The organism is Clostridium sp. NSJ-49 (assembly GCF_014287725.1).
Classification (GTDB): Bacteria; Bacillota; Clostridia; order Clostridiales; family Clostridiaceae; genus Clostridium; species Clostridium disporicum_B.
This window is the reverse complement of the sequence record NZ_JACOOP010000028.1, coordinates 25,667-47,437: the sequence shown is the minus strand read 5'-3', so window position 1 is coordinate 47,437 and position 21,771 is coordinate 25,667. Positions and strand designations below refer to the sequence as shown.

General features: G+C 27.4%; 20 protein-coding genes. 5 read left to right on the top strand and 15 right to left on the bottom strand.

The features are described 5' to 3' along the window. Positions 1 to 333: 333 nt before the first annotated feature. From H8S10_RS11045 to H8S10_RS11015, 7 genes are all read right to left on the bottom strand, one after another. On the bottom strand, positions 334 to 795 hold the full coding sequence (locus H8S10_RS11045; protein WP_055263145.1) for a MarR family winged helix-turn-helix transcriptional regulator: 462 nt from the start codon (positions 793 to 795) through the stop codon (positions 334 to 336). A 135-nt stretch (positions 796 to 930) separates the two neighbouring features. Further along, complete coding sequence (locus H8S10_RS11040) at positions 931 to 1,848, bottom strand: tetratricopeptide repeat protein (RefSeq protein ID WP_243175864.1); 918 nt, start codon at positions 1,846 to 1,848, stop codon at positions 931 to 933. A 43-nt stretch (positions 1,849 to 1,891) separates the two neighbouring features. After that, positions 1,892 to 2,221, bottom strand: coding sequence for a hypothetical protein (locus H8S10_RS11035; RefSeq protein ID WP_186838904.1), 330 nt, complete (start codon positions 2,219 to 2,221; stop codon positions 1,892 to 1,894). 14 nt (positions 2,222 to 2,235) lie between these two features. Further along, a complete protein-coding gene (locus H8S10_RS11030) occupies positions 2,236 to 3,363 on the bottom strand; it encodes an SEC-C metal-binding domain-containing protein (RefSeq protein WP_186838903.1) in 1,128 nt (375 codons plus the stop codon). A 122-nt stretch (positions 3,364 to 3,485) separates the two neighbouring features. Continuing rightward, on the bottom strand, positions 3,486 to 3,866 hold the full coding sequence (locus H8S10_RS11025) for a zinc ribbon domain-containing protein (RefSeq protein WP_186838902.1): 381 nt from the start codon (positions 3,864 to 3,866) through the stop codon (positions 3,486 to 3,488). 175 nt (positions 3,867 to 4,041) lie between these two features. Beyond that, on the bottom strand, positions 4,042 to 4,986 hold the full coding sequence (locus tag H8S10_RS11020) for an SPFH domain-containing protein (RefSeq protein WP_055263135.1): 945 nt from the start codon (positions 4,984 to 4,986) through the stop codon (positions 4,042 to 4,044). A gap of 1 nt (position 4,987) precedes the next feature. Then, positions 4,988 to 5,416 (bottom strand): NfeD family protein, encoded by a 429-nt coding sequence (locus H8S10_RS11015; protein ID WP_055263133.1) that lies wholly within the window; start codon positions 5,414 to 5,416, stop codon positions 4,988 to 4,990. Positions 5,417 to 5,743: 327 nt separating this feature from the next. Here H8S10_RS11015 and H8S10_RS11010 point away from each other — a divergent pair, with 327 nt between their 5' ends. The 3 genes from H8S10_RS11010 (at position 5,744) to H8S10_RS11000 (ending at position 8,609) form a co-directional block, all read left to right on the top strand. Then, positions 5,744 to 7,648 (top strand): NAD(+) synthase, encoded by a 1,905-nt coding sequence (locus H8S10_RS11010; protein WP_055263131.1) that lies wholly within the window; start codon positions 5,744 to 5,746, stop codon positions 7,646 to 7,648. A 309-nt stretch (positions 7,649 to 7,957) separates the two neighbouring features. After that, positions 7,958 to 8,167: a helix-turn-helix transcriptional regulator gene (locus H8S10_RS11005; protein WP_111926161.1), complete on the top strand. Its 210-nt coding sequence runs from the start codon at positions 7,958 to 7,960 to the stop codon at positions 8,165 to 8,167. Further along, entirely contained in the window at positions 8,154 to 8,609 is a 456-nt protein-coding gene (locus tag H8S10_RS11000) for a DUF6773 family protein (protein ID WP_111926162.1), read from the top strand. Before H8S10_RS11005 ends, H8S10_RS11000 begins: the two co-directional genes overlap by 14 nt. A gap of 59 nt (positions 8,610 to 8,668) precedes the next feature. Here the strand turns inward: H8S10_RS11000 and H8S10_RS10995 are convergent, their stop codons facing one another. The 8 genes from H8S10_RS10995 to H8S10_RS10960 form a co-directional block, all read right to left on the bottom strand. Further along, complete coding sequence (locus tag H8S10_RS10995) at positions 8,669 to 10,585, bottom strand: insertion element protein (RefSeq protein ID WP_111926163.1); 1,917 nt, start codon at positions 10,583 to 10,585, stop codon at positions 8,669 to 8,671. Continuing rightward, the gene (locus H8S10_RS10990) at positions 10,560 to 10,832 is read right to left on the bottom strand and encodes a hypothetical protein (protein ID WP_181481559.1); all 273 of its coding nucleotides are present in this window, start codon (positions 10,830 to 10,832) and stop codon (positions 10,560 to 10,562) included. Before H8S10_RS10990 ends, H8S10_RS10995 begins: the two co-directional genes overlap by 26 nt. A gap of 293 nt (positions 10,833 to 11,125) precedes the next feature. Continuing rightward, on the bottom strand, positions 11,126 to 11,722 hold the full coding sequence (locus H8S10_RS10985; RefSeq protein WP_186838901.1) for a hypothetical protein: 597 nt from the start codon (positions 11,720 to 11,722) through the stop codon (positions 11,126 to 11,128). A gap of 39 nt (positions 11,723 to 11,761) precedes the next feature. Next, positions 11,762 to 12,412, bottom strand: a complete 651-nt coding sequence (locus H8S10_RS10980) for a deoxynucleoside kinase (RefSeq protein ID WP_055263127.1) — start codon at positions 12,410 to 12,412, stop codon at positions 11,762 to 11,764. 51 nt (positions 12,413 to 12,463) lie between these two features. Further along, positions 12,464 to 14,377 carry a hypothetical protein gene (locus tag H8S10_RS10975; protein ID WP_186838900.1) on the bottom strand — a complete coding sequence of 638 codons (1,914 nt, stop codon included), beginning with the start codon at positions 14,375 to 14,377 and terminating at the stop codon, positions 12,464 to 12,466. 89 nt (positions 14,378 to 14,466) lie between these two features. Then, on the bottom strand, positions 14,467 to 15,330 hold the full coding sequence (locus tag H8S10_RS10970; RefSeq protein WP_055263123.1) for an NAD(P)/FAD-dependent oxidoreductase: 864 nt from the start codon (positions 15,328 to 15,330) through the stop codon (positions 14,467 to 14,469). 14 nt (positions 15,331 to 15,344) lie between these two features. Continuing rightward, the gene (trxA, locus tag H8S10_RS10965; RefSeq protein WP_032118049.1) at positions 15,345 to 15,659 is read right to left on the bottom strand and encodes a thioredoxin; all 315 of its coding nucleotides are present in this window, start codon (positions 15,657 to 15,659) and stop codon (positions 15,345 to 15,347) included. A gap of 150 nt (positions 15,660 to 15,809) precedes the next feature. After that, positions 15,810 to 17,519, bottom strand: coding sequence for an ABC transporter ATP-binding protein (locus H8S10_RS10960; protein ID WP_186838899.1), 1,710 nt, complete (start codon positions 17,517 to 17,519; stop codon positions 15,810 to 15,812). 177 nt (positions 17,520 to 17,696) lie between these two features. Here H8S10_RS10960 and H8S10_RS10955 point away from each other — a divergent pair, with 177 nt between their 5' ends. Both H8S10_RS10955 and H8S10_RS10950 read left to right on the top strand, forming a co-directional pair. After that, positions 17,697 to 20,309: a cation-translocating P-type ATPase gene (locus H8S10_RS10955; protein WP_186838898.1), complete on the top strand. Its 2,613-nt coding sequence runs from the start codon at positions 17,697 to 17,699 to the stop codon at positions 20,307 to 20,309. Positions 20,310 to 20,441: 132 nt separating this feature from the next. Further along, positions 20,442 to 21,770 carry a putative DNA modification/repair radical SAM protein gene (locus tag H8S10_RS10950; protein WP_186838897.1) on the top strand — a complete coding sequence of 443 codons (1,329 nt, stop codon included), beginning with the start codon at positions 20,442 to 20,444 and terminating at the stop codon, positions 21,768 to 21,770. Position 21,771: the final 1 nt, after the last annotated feature.

Below are 21,771 nucleotides of genomic sequence, written 5' to 3'. Positions count from 1 at the left end.
TGTTAATAAAAAGGAAGATAAGATTTGTTCTCTAAGCAAGCTTAAACGAGCTAGTTAGCTCTTTAACAACCTAATATTTTACATTTTATTATCCTCATAGGGATAGTCTGCCCTTTTTTAGGTCACTTTATTACTAATAATCCTAATTTTCCTATTTTTTCATCTCTAATTAATATTCACTTTTTAAAAGATCAATTATGCTCATCTCTATTTACAATTTTAATATTATATAAATATGATTCAACATTAAGCATATATTTATTCATTTTTCATATTAAGTTATCTTAATTATAAAAAAATAGACATCAAATCAGATGTCTATTTAAACACTTATTATTTTATAAGATGGTATTTTTCTTCAAAGAATTCTGATACTCTCTTTAATGCCGATACTAAAACTATCTCCTCTTCTTTAGAGAAACTATCAATAGTGCATTTTACCATGTCATTATGAAATTCTTCATGATACTTAAATACTTCTTTACCTTTATCAGTCAACATAACTAATACAACTCTTCTATCTTCTTCAATTCTTCTTCTATCTACATATCCTTTTTTTACAAGTTTATTTATAGCTGTAGTTAAAGTCCCAACGGTAATGCTTAAATCATAAGCTACTTCACTCATAGTTCTTTCTTTATCTAAAGATATTGCTTCAATGACATGAATTTCGGTCACCGAAAGATCCGAAAATTCACTATTTTGTAACCACTTTTCTTCAATATCTAAAATATCTCTAAACAACTGAACTAATAATTTATTCAGTACGCTTTCTGATTCACTTCTATTAGTCATCAATTTCACTCCTACTTAATTACTAATCCTATTCTAATAATAATAAATATTAGTTAAACTTTCAATCAAATTTTGATTTTTTTCTACAATTCTTTTATAATATTTATTTTATATATACACTATATAAGTATTACCTTAATCTCCATATAACTGTATATACTCATTTAGCGTTCTTATTGGATTTAATTCTTCATCATTTCTCATGTATTCTTCAAAAATTTCATCAAGCTTTATAGACATATGTAAATCTTCAAAAGCTTTATCATATTCTTTTAAATTAACATAAAAGCATGCTCTATTATAATATAAAAAACCTTGTTTCGGATTTTCTTTTATTCCTTCACTTATAATATCAATAGCCTCTTTAAATTTATTCTTCTCTCTATATAATACTGCATAATTTAAATAGCTATATGGAAATTTACTGTTTTCTAAAATAGATTTTTTATAAAACTCTTTAGCTTTCTCTTCATCTCCACACTTGGCCATGAACACTCCCATATTAAATAGTATTCTAAAATGATTTGGTGCTATCTCCAAAGCATTCATCATATATTTTAGTGCTAATTTGTTTTCTCCGATTTCATCATATATACAGGCTAAATTCGCATTTGCCCATAAATCTTCTGGATTTAAATTTATTACTTTTTTATAGCAATCTATCGCTTTCTCTTTTTCTCCAATCTCATCATAACAATTAGCCAAAAAGAAATATGCTTTATCATAATTCTCATCAATAGAAATTGTCTTTTTATAATATTTTATAGCTTCTATAAAATTTTCACTTTCATCATAAAGTACTCCAATTCCATAGTATGCTCTAGCTTCATTTTCATCTATATTCAAAACCTCTTTGTACATTTTCTTAGATAGTACAGGATTACCAATCTTATCATATAAAAGTGCTATATCTAAAATTAATTCTACATCTTCTTTTCCTTCTTCACATTCATAAGCCTTCTTAAGAAATTTCAATGCTTTCATATTATTCTTTTCAGCTAAAAAACCTCTAGCTATACTTATATAATTATTAAACAAATACGACTTATCCAACGCTAACCACTTCCTATAGCAAAATTCACAATAAGTATAATACCTATTGTGAATTCTTTATTATATCTTTAATTCCTTTATTTATCCTTTTATAACTTAAAAATTCTACTATTGATATTTCTAAGATTAACATAAACCAATCTGCATTAAATGCTATAGCTATACTTGCAAGAAATACATACATACTTCCCACAATACCATAATTCTCACCTATCCATTTATTTAATATTGATTGAATCTTTCCTTCTTCATCTTCAAAATCATAAAGAAATTTGATAAATCCATTTATCTTTTTAGATTTTGAAAAAACACTTATGGTTACACCTATATAAAACTCAATTATTCCAATTACTATAATGGCCATATTGAACATAATTTATAACCTCATTATTTTCCACAACACTTTTTGTACTTCTTACCACTTCCACAAATACAAGGATCATTTCTTCCAATTTTAACTTCATTAACTACTCTTTGCTCATTCTTCTTTATCTCGTTTTCATTATTTCCTTTTAGAGTCCATCTTCTAATACTTCTAGCAAAAACATCTAATTCATGTTTAAAAATATCTTTTTCTTCATCAGATTCAATTTCGTAAGCTTCTAAGAAAGCTTCTATAGCTTCATCTTTTGACATTTCATTCTTGATAGCTATTATGAATGAATCCATTTCTTCTCTTAAAATATTATTATCTATAACAAATAATTCTCTAAAAACTTTTTTTAGTTTTTCAGCCTGTTTATTTTCTTCAATAAAATCTGGTTCACCAGCCTTAATTAAACTTTTCTTATCAAATTTATAATAATCATTCTGACATAAACTTTGATCTTTTATTAATTTTTCAACATCTTCAACATCTATATGGTATAAGACTTCCTCATCAACCACATAATCATATCCTAATTCTTCCCCAGTTAGCGCTATAGTCTTTATAAAACCTAAATCAAATTCACATACGAATACTCTTTCTAAATTTTCCTTAATAGAAGTTATATCCATAACTCCATAATAATATATCATTCCTGCTATAGCTCTTATTATCTCTCTATTTAGTCTAGCTTTTTGATATAACTCTTTATTTATTTTTTCTTTAAATAATTCTATAAGTTCTTTTGGTAATATTACAAAAAGTTCGTCATCTACAGTTCCTGTAAATACTAATCCTCTATTTCTTAAATAATTTGAATATATTATATCATTACAGCTATATAATTTTTGTCCATTATTCTCTATTAACTCTTCAATAAATTTTAAAGTATCTTCATTGATAACATCTAAAGCTTGTTCATATTTTTCTAAAATACCATTTTTTATTCTTTCAACAACATCTGCTTTCTTTAAAGATGTTAGTCCTTTAATGGAATACTTTTTAGCAACTTTAACTAATTCTTCCTTTGTCATTTTTTCTAATAAAGACTCCAATAAGTTATCTTGAATGCTATTTTTCCACAGTCTCTCTACCGCTTTAATATCTGCCTTTATTATTTCTTCTTGTATTTTATTATTATCTGCCATATTATATTAAGTCACCTCATATCATATTCTGAAAAATCACATATACAATTATATATGTTTTTTTGATATAGTCAAAATTTTTTACTTATTATGTAATTAAACTTGACAATCACTTCAAAATTCTATTTTAATTTTTCACCACAATATGGACAAAATACAAAACCTTCTTCTATTTTTCTTCCACAATTAATACATATATTACCACCATTATAACTATATCCATCTAAGTCTTTTAAATCCCAATAATTTATCTCTATTTTCTCACCACCTTCTATACGTTTACCTTTTTCTTTTGATATACCATAAATATGATTACACTCATTATAAATAACATAATATTGTTCATTCCACTTAAATAGTGGAATGAAGAAGAAATGAAAAAAGCTATACTTTTTAATAACTTTCCCTAATTCGTACTTATTACATCCTTTACAGTATATATTCTGACTTTCATTTATTACTCTTTCTTTATTATCAACTCCAAATATTCCAATAAAAAACATATTAACCTCCACTATTTTCTTTCATTAACTCTATTATATCATAGTAGTTCTCCTTCTTATGTCAATTAATAATCAAAATTATACAAAAAAAGAATTGCCATATGAAAATTCATACGACAACTCTTCCTACGTAACCCTGTTGGGTTATTTATAATATTTCCTTATTTCTTTACTTTTATTCGTTATTACCTTTTAACATTTCTCCTATAGCAGCAATGCTTCCTAAAGATGATAATGTCTCATTAGGTAAAATTAACTTGTTAGCTGGATTATTTGCCATTTCTTTAAGAGCTTCTACTTGTTTTAATGCTATAACTGTTTCATTTGTACCTGATTCAATAATTGCTTGGTTAACTTTTCTGATAGCTTCTGCCTCAGCAATAGCTATTTGTTCTATAGCCTTAGCTTTACCTTCAGCTTCTAATAATTGAGACTCTCTTAAACCTTCTGCTCTTCTTATATTAGCTTGTTTTTCAGCTTCTGCTGATAAAATCTTAGCTTGCTTTTCCCCTTCAGCTCTTTCAATTTGAGATTGTCTTTGCCCTTCGGCTTCAAGAATAGCTGCTCTCTTATCTCTTTCAGCCTTCATTTGTTTTTCCATCGCTTGTTGTATTTCAGCTGGTGGAATTATATTTTTAATTTCAACTGATAGAATTTTAATACCATACGCATCTGTAACTTCATCAATTATACTTAAAAGATCTGAATTTATCTTATCTCTTCCTGATAATACTTCATCTAAAGTCATGTTACCAATGATATTTCTCATATTAGTTGTTGCTGAGTAAACTATACCTGATTTAAAATCTTCTATATTATATACAGCATCCCTTGCATTTAACATCTTATAGAAAATAACATTATCTACAGAAATTTTAACATTATCCTTTGTGATAACTGATTGAGGTGGTACATCTAAAATTTGTTGTTTAGTTGATACCTTTTTTCTTACAAAATCTACTCCAGGAATCATAAAGTGCCAACCTGGTTCTAAAATTCTATGAAATTGCCCCAATCTTTCTACTACGTATAAATAACCTGTGTTTACTACCTTAATAGATGATAGTAATACTAATAATACTATTAGTAATAAAACTCCAATAACAATTAATTTAATCATACTAATTCTCCTTTAATTCAACTATTAATTTATTACCTTCTATTCCTACTATAACGAATTGATCGTCCTTACTTATCTTCTTTCCTTTGTTATATGCTGTCCAATATATTCCATCTACTTTAATCTTAGATTTTTCAACTATATCTTCATTTGCTTTCATAACTCTTCCTATATATGCTTGTTCCATAGTAAGTGTATGATTTTTTTCTACCTTAAATTTCTTCTTAGCCCAAGGATACCCCACAGCAATTAAAACTATTCCCGTTATCAAGAATACTATAAACTGCAAAGCCATACTTATGCCAAAGAATGATAAAATTATTGCTACTAATGCTCCTATTGAAAACCACATAAATATAAAACTACTTGTAACTATATCAACTATTATTGCGACAACTGCTACTACTAACCAAATAATAACATCTAACATAGTTCTCCCCCTTTCATTAATAATAAAAGTATTTTACCATGAAATATATAGATACAACTTTGTGGATAAGTTTATTATATAACACTTTCCAATAAATTGATATTTATATATTTTATTCTTCATGCTTACAGTATATGCTATTTTTTATTTTATTGCAAGTTATTTTTTATTATTTTATAAGTTATTTTAAACCATTTAATATCGTAGTTTTAATTTTCCTTTTCTTTTCGTTGATTTTATAGCATTTTCCTTTTATTATTGTCTTATATGTATTATATTAACTTTTTAATCTAATACTAAATAATATTTATTTACGGAGATGATAAAATGGATTTTATAAAAGTCGGAGCAGCATGCCCTAAAACTAGAGTTGCAGATATAGTTTATAATATAGAAAATATATGTCATTGTATTGAAGATGCAAAAAATAAGAATATAAAATTCTTAGTATTTCCTGAATTATGCGTTACTTCTTATACTTGTGGAGATTTATTTTTAAATTCTTCACTTATAAATGCATCTATAAAAGGTTTAGAGTCTATTGTGAAAAGTAGCATAGATAAAGATATGTTAATAGCAGTAGGTGCACCACTTTTACATAATAACGTATTATACAATTGTGCCTATCTAATTTTTGAAGGAAATATCTTAGGTATCGTTCCTAAGTCATATATTCCCAACTATAGTGAATTCTATGAAAAAAGATGGTTTACTCAAGGTGTCAACATAATAGACCAAAAAGTTAACCTTTCATTCCAAAAAGATATTCCTTTCGGTACAAACTTAATATTTAATGCTGGAGATTATAAATTTGGAGTTGAGATTTGTGAAGATTTATGGGTAACTATTCCCCCTAGCTCTTATCTTTCTTTAGCTGGTGCCAATATTATAGGTAATCTTTCAGCCTCTAACGAACTAGTTAGCAAAAAAGATTACAGAAAATCTTTAATTTCTAACCAAAGTGCTAGATGTATGTCTTCTTATATCTATTCTTCAGCCGGTGTATATGAATCTACAACAGATTTATTATTTAGTGGTCACCTTATTATAGCTGAAAATGGATCTATCTTAGAAGAAAACTCAAGATTCCAAAGAGAAAATGAAGTTATTTCATCTTGTGTAGATGTATTTAAATTAAACTCTGAAAGATTAAAGAATTTAAGTTTTAGAGATTCTTCATCTTTTTTACTACATCAATTTAAATATATTAATTTCGCTTTTAAAGATGTTAAAATAAATGAATTTACTAGATATATAGATAAGCATCCTTTCGTTCCATCAAATATTCATGAGCGCGATGAAAGATGCAAAGAAATCTTTAATATACAATCATCAGCTCTTGCAAAAAGACTAGAGCATGTTGGCTTAAAAAAAGCTGTTATAGGAATTTCCGGAGGACTTGATTCTACTTTAGCATTACTAGTAATTGCTAAGACATTTAAACTTCTTGGCATTGATAATAAAAATATTATTACTATTACAATGCCAGGCTTTGGAACTACAGATAGAACTTATAATAATGCTTTAACTCTATGTAAGGAACTTAACTGTGACCTTAGAGAAATAAACATAGTTGAAGCCTCTCTTCAACACTTTAAAGATATAGGCCACGATAAAGATATACACGATGTAACATATGAGAATGTTCAAGCTAGGGAAAGAACTCAAATACTTATGGATTTAGCAAATAAAGAAGGTGGATTACTTATAGGTACTGGAGACCTTTCTGAATTAGCATTAGGTTGGTGTACTTATAATGGAGATCATATGAGCATGTACTCCGTAAATCCTTCAATTCCTAAAACTCTTGTAAGGTATTTAGTTAAGTATGTAGCTGAAAATGAATCTAACAAAGATGTTTCTGAAACATTATTAGATATTTTAGATACTCCAGTAAGTCCTGAATTGCTACCTAAAGATAGCGAGGGAAATATCTCTCAAAAAACAGAAGATATAGTAGGTCCTTACGAGCTTCATGACTTTTTCCTATATCACTTTATAAAACATGGTTCTTCAAAAGAAAGAATATTATTCTTAGCAGAAAATGCCTTTAAAAATGACTATTCTAAAGAAGAGATTGAAAAATGGTTAGATAAATTCATATATAGATTTTTCACTCAACAATTTAAACGAAGCGCATTACCTGATGGTCCAAAAGTTGGAACTATTTCTTTAAGCCCTAGAGGTGATTGGAGAATGCCATCTGATGCATCATTTGCTTCATTTAAATAATAAGAAGAAAAAGAGTGGAGTTTAATTCAACGGGTTCCGTTTTGAGGTGCAAAGTTATAAATTCTCATAAGAAATCACAATTAAAATCTCATACAGAATCACATAATAAATCACTAAAGTTCTAAGTTAAATAAATGACTTAGAACTTTTTTCATTATATATACAATAAAAAAGGATTAGTAAGTAAAAATATGTATATTTATCCAAAGCGTTTCAAATATTATATGACTATTATTTTATTCTTAATGCAATATATATTTGACATTTAGTAATATATACTATATAGTATGTAATATAAGGAGGTGCTATATGAAAAATAAACGAATGAAAATCGCTCGTATTGAATGCGATATGAAACAGGATGATTTGGCTAAAGCAGTAGGCGTAACAAGACAAACTATAGGGCTTATTGAATCTGGTGATTATAACCCTACACTAAATCTTTGTATAGCAATCTGCAAAACATTAAACAAAACACTAAATGATTTATTTTGGGAGGGATTAGATGAAGAACAATAAAATTCAAGATGAAAGAATACTTTTGGAGAGAAGAAAAATTCAAAGTGAGGCATACGGGTGGTTAGTGGTTGGATTGATGATTTCTATTATTGTACAGAAATTTCTTATGAATGCTCCATTCGCTCAATATGCTGTTGAATTTTTTGCATTAATAGGATGTGGGGGATTTATTTCAATTCGTAACTTAACAAAAGGGATTGATATATGGAACCCAAATGGCGAGGGTAAGAAAAAAATATTATTAAACACAGTTGTTTCAGGGATTGCTTCCGTAATTTTATTTGCAATATTAAGCGGGCAATATAATGTGAAAAATTTGGCATTATATTTTGTTAGTTTTGTCCTTTTCTTCTTTGTATTTCGTTCGGTAATGATAAATATAAATAAGAAAAAACAACAAATTATTGATAATAAACTAAATGAAGATGATTTCGATAATTAGAATAAAGTGTAAATGACTGACTATTAATAGTCAGTCATTTACGCTTTATTTATATTCAATTACTTTAAATATAAAATATCTTCAATGTTATATTTCTTTTTAGATATTCCCAATCTCATGGCAGGGGTTATTTCTTCACCTTTATATTTATAAGTCTCACAGAAGTTTAAATATGTTCTTAAAATAGTTATCATATATTGAGCATATTTAGGATTAAAATTAGCATATATATAACTTTTCCCTTCTCCTCTGCCACCTGATAATGGTCTTTCCAATATTGATACCTTTCTTCTTATCTGATTGAAAAAAGTGTTTATAGACCTCAAATCTACCCTATACATTATCTCTGCTAATTCATAACAATTAAGGCTAGATAAATCTGTAACACAATTAATATATCTATATCCTTCATCTTTATAAGGAAATGGATGGGGGATAGAACCATTAGTTCCAACAACATAATCTTTTCCGTTAATTGTTTCAGTTATATATATATCATTATTAAATATAGTATGAGCCAATAGGTCTATCGCTGCTTTGCCTAAACCTTCTTTTAAATCATTAGCCTCTTGCCATAATTTAATATTTTCTTTATGAGTTAAATATTGTTTATATGCTTCATTTTTATCTAATTCTTTATCAATCTTGCAGGTGAAAATATGAGTATCTTTACTTGAAATACTTCCTTTATATATTCTCAAAAGAGATGTTAGTAAAGAAGTATCTTCATCCGTAACTATAAATAACTTATCAACATTTAACAAGTTATTTATTAGCCAATGATGTGCATAAGTAGTGTATGTTGAATTAACATGAAATCCATCTATATATGATTTTCTAACTTCTAAATCTCTTAAAAAAAGTTCCAATTCACTTAAAGTAGAATCAGTAGTTGTTTTAGATATTTTATATTTACTTGTCTTTTGCAAATATGTATTCAACTTATCTTCCTTATATCTTATATAGTCATTTTTAACTTCGTTTACGGATGTAGTAAAATCAAAAGCAACATCTGCTCTAAATATATATCTACTTCTCGAATCTGTAGTCGCTATAATGCTTGTAGGAAACAACGGTTTCTCTTTTTCCAAAATAGATTTTTTACCATGTCCCTTTTTTCTAACATTGTTAAGATGATAAGTGAATTTATCAGTGTTAAGCCATAATGTATCGAAATGAGTTTTCTTTAACTTCTTATCTTCATGTCGCTCAAGAAATTCTAAACACCTTCTATATAACCACTCTAATTTATTGTAGTAAGTGCTGCTACCAATATCTAATATTTCACATATTCTTGTTACAGGAGTTCTGCTTAATATTAGTTTCATAAATAGAGGTAGTATATCATTCTTCTTTTGATAATAAGTAAAACATTCTTTCTGCTCTGGTAAGACATTTGTAATTTTCTTGCATAATTTACACTGATACTTTTGAGAGTTGCTTGAACTTTTACCACGTCTATAAAAACTATTAGGATTATCAAACGGATTTAAATCTTTTTTAGAACAATCTTCTTTATGGAATATATAATCAGGCTCGATAGGAACTGTAGTATTAATATCTATTAACCTTTTAATTTCTTCTGCCATTGCCCAATTTGAATAAGGAGCCACATAACTTCTTATTACAGGCTTATCAATAGTATCATCATCAATATCATTACACTTTATTGATTTAAAACTCTTTCCTGTAATTATATATCGAGAAGGATTTCCCTTTAGATTCTTATACTTAAATTGCTCTTTACCATACCATTTACAAAAAGGGTTAGCACAAAAGTTAGTTTGAATGTTATAAAACTTTTTATCAACAACTAATTCTACTGGGGTATATAAAAGGTATCCATATTTTCTCGAAAACTCCATCTTTGATAAAGTGGTATAGTCTATTTCCCTCTGATTAAATTCTTCTTGAGTAATAGGTGGAATAACTTTTACTTTACTAACAGTTTTATCTGACAATCTCTTTAGTTTCATTATCCTTCAACTCCGAATCACTAATAGTATCATACAATGAAGCAAGTATTTTCTTATTGTATCTTTGCTTATTAACCCATTCTATGAAATCAGTATCTTCTAATAGGTTTAATAAAAACATATCCAGTATTTCTTCTTGGCTATATTGAGTGTATTTAGAGTAATGCTCTAATATGGCAAGTGTTCTTGTTGATAATTCCAAAGAAACCTTTTTCTTATTTTCTTTTTTAGGTTTTATATACTTCACCTCCGCAACTCCTTTCGTTTAGGTATAAATCACATACGTATTCACATATAAAATCACATATATATTCACAAAGATAATAAAACTATTATTTTTTTATTTTATATGTGATTTACCCTGTGATTTACTATGTGATTTTCAATCAATTATATATTATAATTATTCCCTAAAATAAGCAATATAAACGATTTAATAAAAAAATCACAAGTGAATCTTAGTGTGATTTCACATGTGATTTTAATTGAGATTTTAGTCTATTTAGTGTATTTTGCACCTAGAAACGGAACCCGTTGAATTTAATTTCCACTCTTTTTGTTTAATTCTAATTTAATCTCAATATTAGACTTTGGTATATACTCTATAACAACACTTTTCTCATTTAATTCATTAATATTAAAATCTTCTTCTGAAATATTTTTTAAATCTATTTCTTCCAATATTTTATTCGTTGACTTATTCATTATATTTATACTATCAAAATCATCTCTATTTAAACTAGATAGTATTATATACTTTTTTCTATTATTCTCATAAATATCTATCATAGCAATAGAATTATCACTTTTAACAATTCTCTCGAGATTATAAACATTATGCTTGCCAAATTTCCCTTTATTTTCATAACTCACAATTATATTTTCTTGACAATCTGATTCATAAAATATCAATGTTCTATTATTATAATCTCTTTCCCCAATAATAGTTATATTCTCATTGTAACCTTCTCCACTATCTCTACTTAAAAAATCCTCTAGTTGCACCTCTAAGTAATTCTCAGTAGCATAAGTCAAAAATTGAAATCCTCCAGAAGCTAATTTAAATAGCACTACTGAAATTAACATTATTACTCCTAAACTAATTGAAAGTAATATTATTTTTGCTTTCTTCGTCATCCCCTCACATCTCACTCTCTAATACTCTTATACCTTTTATTATCCTCTTACTTCTCTTAACTTTTCTTCTACTAATTTTATAAGTATTTCTTTATCATCTTCATTATTAACCACGTCTAAATTGTCCATATCAATTACCACAACTTCTGACGCATTATAATAATTATTTATCCAATTATCATAATCCTCCCATAAAAAATGATAATAATCTCTTAAGCTATCATCAATTTCAAAATCTCTTCCTCTTAAATTTATTCTTTTCATTACAGTTTCAAATGAACCTTTTAAATATACCATAATATCTGGAGCCTTCTTAGGAAGTTCTTCTAACTCACTCATCATGTTATTTAATAAACCTTCGTATATATTCATTTCTAATTCTGATATTCTTCCTAACTCCATATTTTTCTTTGCAAAATACCAATCTTCATAAATTGATCTATCAAGAACATTATTATCATAATGAAGTGCATCCTTTATACTCTTAAATCTTGTATTTAAAAAATATAATTGTAATAAAAATGGATATCTTTTTTTTGCTATTTCTTCCTCTGTTTCACTATAAAATAGTGGTAAAATCGGATTATCATCTACACTTTCATAAAATACCTCTGATTTAAAATGTTCCCCTAATATTTCTGCTACAGAACTTTTCCCAAGCCCTATCATTCCACCTACTACTATCACCATATTTCACCTATCCTTCATCTTTTGTGCTGATTATACTTATTATTCAAATTATTAATTCAAGTATCCATTAGGATTTCTAATAACCATATTAAAAGCGTTAGAAACTTCTTTTATAACATCTTCATAACTTAAATAAAGCGCCAATTCTATTTCTTTATAATCTTCACTTATATTTGCAATTTTGCCGTATATTATTTTACCCCAATCCATAAGATTTTTCAAAACAATATTTTCTTTACTTTTTATATAACCAATAAAATAACCATCATTATTAAAAATTGATATTTTGTCACCTGTATCATTATTTTTATCAACTTTTAAATACACAATGTCCTCTTCATACAATTCTCTTCTTAACTTTATAATTTCTATATTTTCTGTTTTTTCAACCCATATATTAGTTAAGTATATATCTTTTACATGAATTTTCACTCTATACTTATCTAAATTCTCTTTCTCATTATTTATAGTTTCTTCGTCTAACAACAATAATAGTGATCTCAAGTTTTTCTTCTGATAACTATCAATTTCTTTTTCATACGTTAACTTAATCTCTTTAATAGCTTCGTCATCTAATCTATCTTTAATACTTTTTAAATTATTTAAGGCTTCTATTTTTGTTTTTATATATCTTGATTTAAGAGCTAATAAATTTAACTTTAAAAAGTCCTTATAATTTCTATCCATACAAACTATTATCAATAAAAAACAATAATCTTCTATATACTCTTCATCAAAATCTTCATCGTTTATGAGTTCATTTGTGTTAATTATTTTATCAAAATTTATTTTATCTAAAGCAAACTCAATTAAATCACTTCTATCTTTATCACTTCCACAGTTCATAACATAATTATATATTGAAATATCAAGAGGATTATCTTCAAGCGTACTTATTAATTCATCAAAACTTAAATAAACATCCAAAGCCATGGCTACATCAATAATTTTACTTATTTCAGCACTCTTTAATTTAATACATTTTTTTAAAATATCAGTATAATCACTCTTTATAAAATTTTCTATTTCATAATCTATAAACTCCTCTTCTTCTTTTGATAATTCTAATTTATCAATTAAGCTACTCTCACCATCAACCTTATAGAATAGTGAAAATAATGCACACATAACATACAAACTATCAAATGAACATTTATATTTTTTAAACCAACCACAATAAATATCAATTAGTTCAAAAGAGATACTATTTACAAAACTTTCTCTAAGTTCATAAAGTAAAGATAAATTTCTAGTTAAAATTTTAAACATTTTATTTGTTTTTTCTTCTTCACTAAAGTATTGAACATAATCAATCTTATTAAATGAAATAGCAACTAAAAACTCTTGTAAAAATATATTGTTTACAGCGTCTCCTACTATCCATTTTTTTATTCCTAAAGTTATTGGCTCAATTTTAGACAATGATATAACTCGTCCATACCCAGTAGATCTTTTTGCAATCTCAAAAATTATAGAATTACATTTTTCATATCCCTTTATTCCTTCTATAGAATAAAAAATAAAACCATTATGATTAGAAAAAATCTTTAATATATTTAACCCTTCTTCATTAGAACCAAATCTTAACATCAATAACCCTAACTTTATTACCTCAAAGTCATCATATCTTTTTACAAACGAAATAGCCAAATTATGCAATTCATCTTTTACAACAATTCCCTCTTTAATTAATATATCTAACTTTGATAAAAACTTATCATAGAAGTCAAGTAACTTATATCTTGTTATATAGTTTAATATTGGCTCTATATCATCTCTATAATCAATAATTAATTCCAATAATGCATCTGCAATTTCAGACTGTATATTTTCAGTATAATAATCATTGCTGTAGATTCTATCACATTCATCTTTGCCTGCTATATTAATATTCTGCTTTTTATAAGGTTTATGACCATTTTTATTCCAATGATTTTCTAAATTACTATATAATTCTGTACTCATAAATAATACCCCTTAAACACTTAGTCATAATAATTATATCAAAATATATAAGTAAAAAAAAGGAAACTACTTTGTGTAGTTTCCTTTTTTTACTTAACCTTTAAATTATCTAAATGCTTAACTGCACTCAACGCTGCTATATTACCTTCTCCAGCTGACTTAATATATTGATATGGCTTTCCAACACAATCTCCGGCAGCAAAGCAACCTTCTATATTAGTTTTCATTTCTCTATCAACTTTTATATGTCCATCTTCAATTTCTAATCCTGGAACTAGTTGCCCAGGTGAAATAGTATCTTTTAAGACAAATACTGCATCAGTTTCTAATTCAGCATTTTCTAATTTAAGTTTATTAACTTTTAACTCTCCACTTATTTCAACAGGTTTATCATGAATAACTTCAATACTATCATTTAATTCATATTCACCTTTATACATAGGAACATAATAAAGCTTACTTGCAAGCTCACTAACATATCTAGCCTCTTCTTCAGCCTCTTTATTATATCCTATTATTGTAACAACTTTATTTTTATAAAGAGGTGCATCACAAGTAGCACAATATCCTACACCTCTACCTAAAAATTCAAGTTCACCCTTTATAGCTTTTGTGTATTCCATACCTGTAGCTAAAATCAAGGTTTTCGCTTCATACATTTTTTCATTTACCATTAAAGCAAAATAATCACCCATAGCATAAATATTATTTACTCTCTCATATGTTATATTTATATTCATAGCATCTAAATGTTCTTGAAATTTATTTTTAATCTCTTCACCATTCATGCCATAAAACCCTAGGTAATTATTTACTTTAGGAGCTTTAACTAACTTATTAGTTAAATTTTTATTTCCAAAGATAATAAACTTCTTATTACGAATTTTTGCATTTAATGCAGCGGATAACCCAGCTGGGCCACTTCCTACTATAGCAATATCATATCTCTCCACCTATATCACGCTTCCTATACGTGCTTAGCAATAGCATCCTTTAATTGTGGTTTAGGCATAAAACCAACTAAAGTATCTACTGGTGCACCATTTTTCATAATTAAAATAGTTGGAATACTAGCTATTCTAAATTGATTCGCTAAATTTGGATTCTCATCTACATTAACCTTTACAAATTTAGCATTAGTTATTTCTCCAGCAACCTCTTCAAATATTGGAGCAATCATCTTACAAGGACCACACCATGAAGCCCAGAAATCTACTACTGAAACTCCATCAAAATTTAAAACCTCTGCTGAGAATTCATTTTCTTGTACATGTTTAACCATAATATTTCCTCCTAGTGTACCCCCACGGGGTATATTGTTTAAGTTCATTTTACTCTTTTAGATATTTTTAGTCAATACGAACTTAATATATTAACATCCTTATTTTGTCCCACTATCAACTATTTTATATTAACTTCTACCAGATAACTATTAGCTAACAACAGCATATCTATTTAACTCTGCATAAATTCCACTTTTCCTTATTAACTCTGCATGACTACCTTTTTCTTCTATGCCATTCTCTGTTAATACTATAATTTCATCAGCATTTTTAATTGTAGATAATCTGTGCGCTACTACTATTGTTGTTCTTCCCTTGCAAAGTTCCTCTAAAGATTTTTGTATTAAATACTCAGTAGTATTATCTAACGCAGAAGTTGCTTCATCTAATATTAAGATTGGTGGATTCTTAAGAAATACTCTTGCAATAGATATTCTTTGCTTTTGTCCTCCAGATAGTTTAACACCTCTCTCACCTATAAACGTATTATAGCCATCCTTCAAGCCAATTATATAATCATGAATATTAGCCTTTTTAGCTGCCTCTATAATTTCAGCATCTGTTGCATCTTGCTTTCCATATTTAATATTTTCTTTAATAGTTCCAGTAAATAAAAATACTTCTTGTTGTACTACACCTATATTATTTCTTAAAGATGATAAAGTTATATCATAAATGCTTATACCATCAATTTTTATATCTCCACTATCTACATCATAAAACCTAGGTATCAAATTACAAAAAGTAGATTTTCCTCCACCTGATGGGCCAACAAGTGCTAACATTTTTCCCTTTTCAATTTTTAAAGATACATCTTCTAATATTTTATTATCTTCGTAACTAAAATTAACATTACTGAATTCTATTTCTCCTTTGATATCCTTAATTTCAATTGCAGTATCACTTTCTTTTTCTATATCTTCTTCTATTATTTTAATAAATCTCTTAAATCCAGTCATACCACTTTGATATTGCTCCATAAAATTTACTAGCTTTTTAATAGGCTGAGTAAATAGCTTAATATAAAGCATATAAGCAAGAAAGTCTCCTATATCTATAATATTATAAAATGTAAATATTCCTCCTGCTATTAATACAACGTAATCTAAAAAGTCTATTCCAAAATTAACTCCTGCAAAATATTCAGCCATTACTTTATATGCTCTTTCTCTCGCAGCTTTAAATTTTTCATTTCCTTTGTTAAATTTCTTCTTTTCATAATTATGTGATACATATGATTTCGAAATTCTTATTCCTGAAATTGAATTTTCCAAATTTGAATTAACTTCTGATGTTTCCACTCGTGTTTCCATAAAAGCATTGTTCATTCTTGTTCTTTGTTTCCAAGTAAACATAACTATAAATGGAACAAATGCAAAGATTATTAATGTAAGTGGAAAGTTTATTGTACTTAAAACTATAAATGATCCTATAAGCATTACTACAGATATAAATATATCTTCTGGTCCATGATGCGCAAGCTCCGATACTTCCATAAGATCATTTATCATTCTACTCATTAAATCACCAGTTTTATTATTATCAAAATATGAATTAGGTAACTTCTGAAGATGATCAAACATATCCTTTCTCATATCAGCTTGCATTCTAACCCCAACAACATGTCCATAGTAATTCATAAAGTAACCACAAGCTGCTTTTATTAAATAAATAATTAAAAGAGTAATTGCAAAAACTCCAATAGTTCTAATATCTCTATTAGGAACAGCTTCATTTACTAGTTTTCTAGTCATCATAGGATAAAATAAATCAACACCTGATGCTATGGCTGCTACAATTAAATCTAAATAAAATAGTTTTTTATATGGTTTGTAATATGATATAAATTTTTTTATCATCAAACTCCCCCTCTACCGATAATTTATATCTTAATTAAACATTATACATATTTTTGCTTTTTATAACAATATACGAAAATCATTCCTACTAATACTTCCCTTTAAAGTCATTATTATTAATTTCTTTTAATAACATATTTATATAAAACTTTTTATTAATTATTAGAGGTGATAACTATGTATTCTAATGAGCCTATCGATAAAGTTATATCTATGCTTAATGCAGATATAACAAATGGCCTTTCTTCTAAAACTGCAGAAGAACTTCTTTTAAAAAATGGTAAAAATAAACTAATTACAAAAAAGAAAAAAACGCTTCTAGAACTATTTCTTTCACAAATTAATGATGTGATGATATATATACTTATTGCAGCTGCTATTATATCAGCTTTTCTAGGAGAAATAAGTGATTCTATAATCATTGTTATAGTTATTCTTTTAAATGCCACTATAGGAGTTATTCAAGAAAATAAAGCTGAAAAAGCTTTAGAAGCTTTAAAATCTTTATCAACACCTAAAGCTATTGTAAAAAGAGATGGGCTAATACTTGAGATTCCTTCTGAAGATGTTGTAGTAGGTGATCTAGTTATAATAGACGCTGGCAGATACATTCCTGCTGATTTACGATTAATAGAATCTATCAATCTGAAAATAGATGAATCTGCTTTTACTGGTGAATCATTGCCTGCTGAAAAAGATTCAACTATAGTTTTATCTCATGATGATACTGCAATAGGAGATAAAGTTAATATGGCTTTTATGTCAACCTTGGCTACCTATGGTAGAGGAACTGGTATTGTAGTATCTACAGGTATAAACACTGAAATAGGTAAAATTGCTAAAATGCTTGATAGCGAAAATGAAAATATTACGCCTCTTCAAAAAAACTTAGCTCATCTAGGTAAAATTCTAGGTATAGGGGCAGTATCTATCTCTATATTAATGTTTATAATATCAATGTTACAAGGTCGAAATTTTCTTCAAATGTTCATGACATCTATAAGTTTAGCTGTTGCAGCTATACCAGAAGGTCTACCTGCTACTGTTGCTATAGTTCTTGCCCTTGGTGTACAAAGAATGAGTAAAGAAAATGCAATAATAAGAAAATTACCCGCTGTTGAAACTCTTGGTTCAGTAAATATTATATGTTCCGATAAAACCGGCACATTAACTCTAAATAAAATGACTGTTAAAAAGGCTTTTGTAAATAATTCTATAGTCGATATTGATAAATTAGATATTAATCAAATTGAAAATAAACTTTTAATTGAAGGAATGGTCTTATGTAATGATGCAACTTCAACAAATGATTCTAAAAGTGGAGATCCTACAGAAATAGCTTTAATAGATGTAGGCAATACTTTCAATCTTCTAAAAGACACTTTAAATACTACTCATAAAAGAGTATATGAAATCCCTTTTGATTCTGACCGTAAACTAATGAGCACAGTACACTTATACCAAAATAAATATAGAGTATTTACTAAGGGTGCTATAGATAATATCCTTAAAATCTCAACAAAAAAATTAGTAGATAACGAGATAGTACCTCTAAGTGATGAAGATAAAAACTATATATTAAATGTTTCAGACAAAATGTCTGATTCAGCCTTAAGAGTTTTAGCCCTTGCTTATAAAGATATAGATGGTCCTTATGAAAATATTCCAATAGAATCTGACCTAGTTTTTATAGGTTTTATGGGCATGATTGATCCACCAAGAAGTGAAGTTAAAAATTCCATAGCCATAAGCAAAAAGGCAGGAATTAGAACTGTTATGATAACTGGTGATCATAAAAATACAGCTTTTGCCATAGGTAGCGAGCTTGGCATAGCAAGTGATATTTCTGAAGCTTTATCAGGAAGTGAAATAGATTCTTACTCACAAGATGAATTTAATAAAATTGTTAATAATTATAATATTTTTTCAAGAGTTTCTCCTGAGCATAAAGTAAAAATTGTTAAAGCTTTAAAATCTCATGGTAATATTGTTTCTATGACGGGTGATGGCGTAAATGATGCTCCTTCACTAAAATTTGCTGATATAGGTGTAGCCATGGGAGTTACAGGAACTGATGTTGCAAAAGGTGCTGCAGATATGATTCTTACTGATGATAATTTTTCAACTATTGTAAAAGCAATAGAAGAAGGTAGAAATATATTTAACAATATAAAAAAATCTATAGTATTTTTACTTAGTAGTAATTTAGGAGAAGTACTAACTTTATTCGTTGCTATACTTCTTAATTGGCCTTCTCCTCTATTACCTATCCATATATTATGGATAAATCTTATAACTGATAGTTTACCTGCTTTAGCACTTGGAGTAGACCCTAAAGATCCTAATGTTATGTTAGAAAAGCCTCGTAACCCTAAAGATAACCTATTTTCTAACGGTACTGCAACAACTTTAATATTACTAGGAGTAATAATAGGCTTTACAACTTTATTTGCTTTTAAAGTAGGTGAATATCTATATCCTAACTCTTTAGTTCATGCTCAAACTATGTCATTTGTGGTTTTAAGCAGTTCACAACTTATACTCTCTTTAGCTATGAGAAGTGAGAAAGTATCTGTTTTCAAAATTGGTCTATTTAAAAACAAAAAATTGCTAGGAGCTGTTTTAATAGGTATCATTCTTCAGATATCTATAGTTTCTATCCCACCAATTGCTAAAATATTTAGTGTTTTCTCTTTAACATTAAAAGATTGGCTTTTTGTATCCTTGCTATCCATAATACCATTTACCTTTTTTGAAATATCAAAGTTTTTTAGAAAAACTACTTATTAATAATATTACAACCACATTTTAATATTTGTGGTTGTATTTTTTATATTTTCCTTTTATTACACAATACCACCCCTTGCAGATAAACATACGTTCTGATAATATAAATATATCAATATATTTGAAGGTGATTTTATGGATATAAATGAAAAATTAAGAATATTAAGTGATGCTGCTAAATATGATGTATCTTGTTCATCATCTGGTTCAAATCGAAACTCAAAAAAAGGTCAACTAGGTTCAGTGAGTACCTCTGGAATTTGTCACTCATTTACTCCAGACGGAAGATGTATTTCTCTATTAAAAATCCTATTAACTAACTACTGCATTTACGATTGTACTTATTGCTTAAATAGAAAGTCTAATGATATAGAAAGAGCAGCTTTTACAGTGGACGAGATTGTATCTTTAACTATTAATTTCTATAGAAGAAATTACATTGAAGGGCTTTTTTTAAGCTCTGCCATATTTAAAAACGCCAATCATACCATGGAAATGTTAACTAATGTTGTTGATAAACTTAGAAATAGTTATAACTTCAGAGGTTACATCCACTTAAAAGCAATTCCTGGTGCAGATGAATCATTAATAAAAAAAGCAGGAACATTAGTAGATAGAATGAGTGTTAACTTGGAGTTACCTTCAAACGATTCACTAAAGCTTCTTGCCCCTGAAAAAAACAAAGAGAGTATTTTTACTCCTATGAAATCCATAAAAAATAATATTATTCTACACAATGATGAAAGAAAAAAGTTCAAATCTGCTCCACTTTTTGTTCCCGGAGGACAAAGTACCCAACTAATTGTTGGTGCTACTAAAGAAAGTGATTATAATATATTGAAGTTAAGTGAAAACCTTTATAATAAATTTTCATTAAAACGTGTTTATTACTCTGCATATGTACCTGTTAATACTGATAAAAATTTACCTAGTATAAAAAATCCGCCCACATTAAGAGAACATCGTCTATATCAAGGCGACTGGCTTCTTAGACTTTACGGTTTTAAAGCTGATGAATTATTAGATAATAAAGCTCCTAACTTCGATATAAATTTTGATCCTAAAACAAATTGGGCAATTAATAACATTAACCTATTTCCTGTAGAAATAAATAAAGCCCCTTACGAAACTCTTATAAGAATTCCTGGTATAGGAATACGAGGTGCAAAAAAAATTCTTAGCTCTAGAAGAATATCTTCTTTAGATTTTGAAGATTTAAAAAAATTAGGAGTAGTTTTAAAAAGAGCTCAATATTTTATAACCTGTAAAGGAAAATATTTTGGTTCTGTAGATATAGATGGTGATAAAATAAAGAAAGTTTTATCTCCAAAAGTTGATTTGAATATAATAGATAACAATCATGAACAACTTAGTTTTTTTGATAATAACATTGCTTTATCACCTTCTTTTAACAAGTTATCTTTATTGAAAGATAAAAATTCTTCAATTATAGGAGAAATATAAT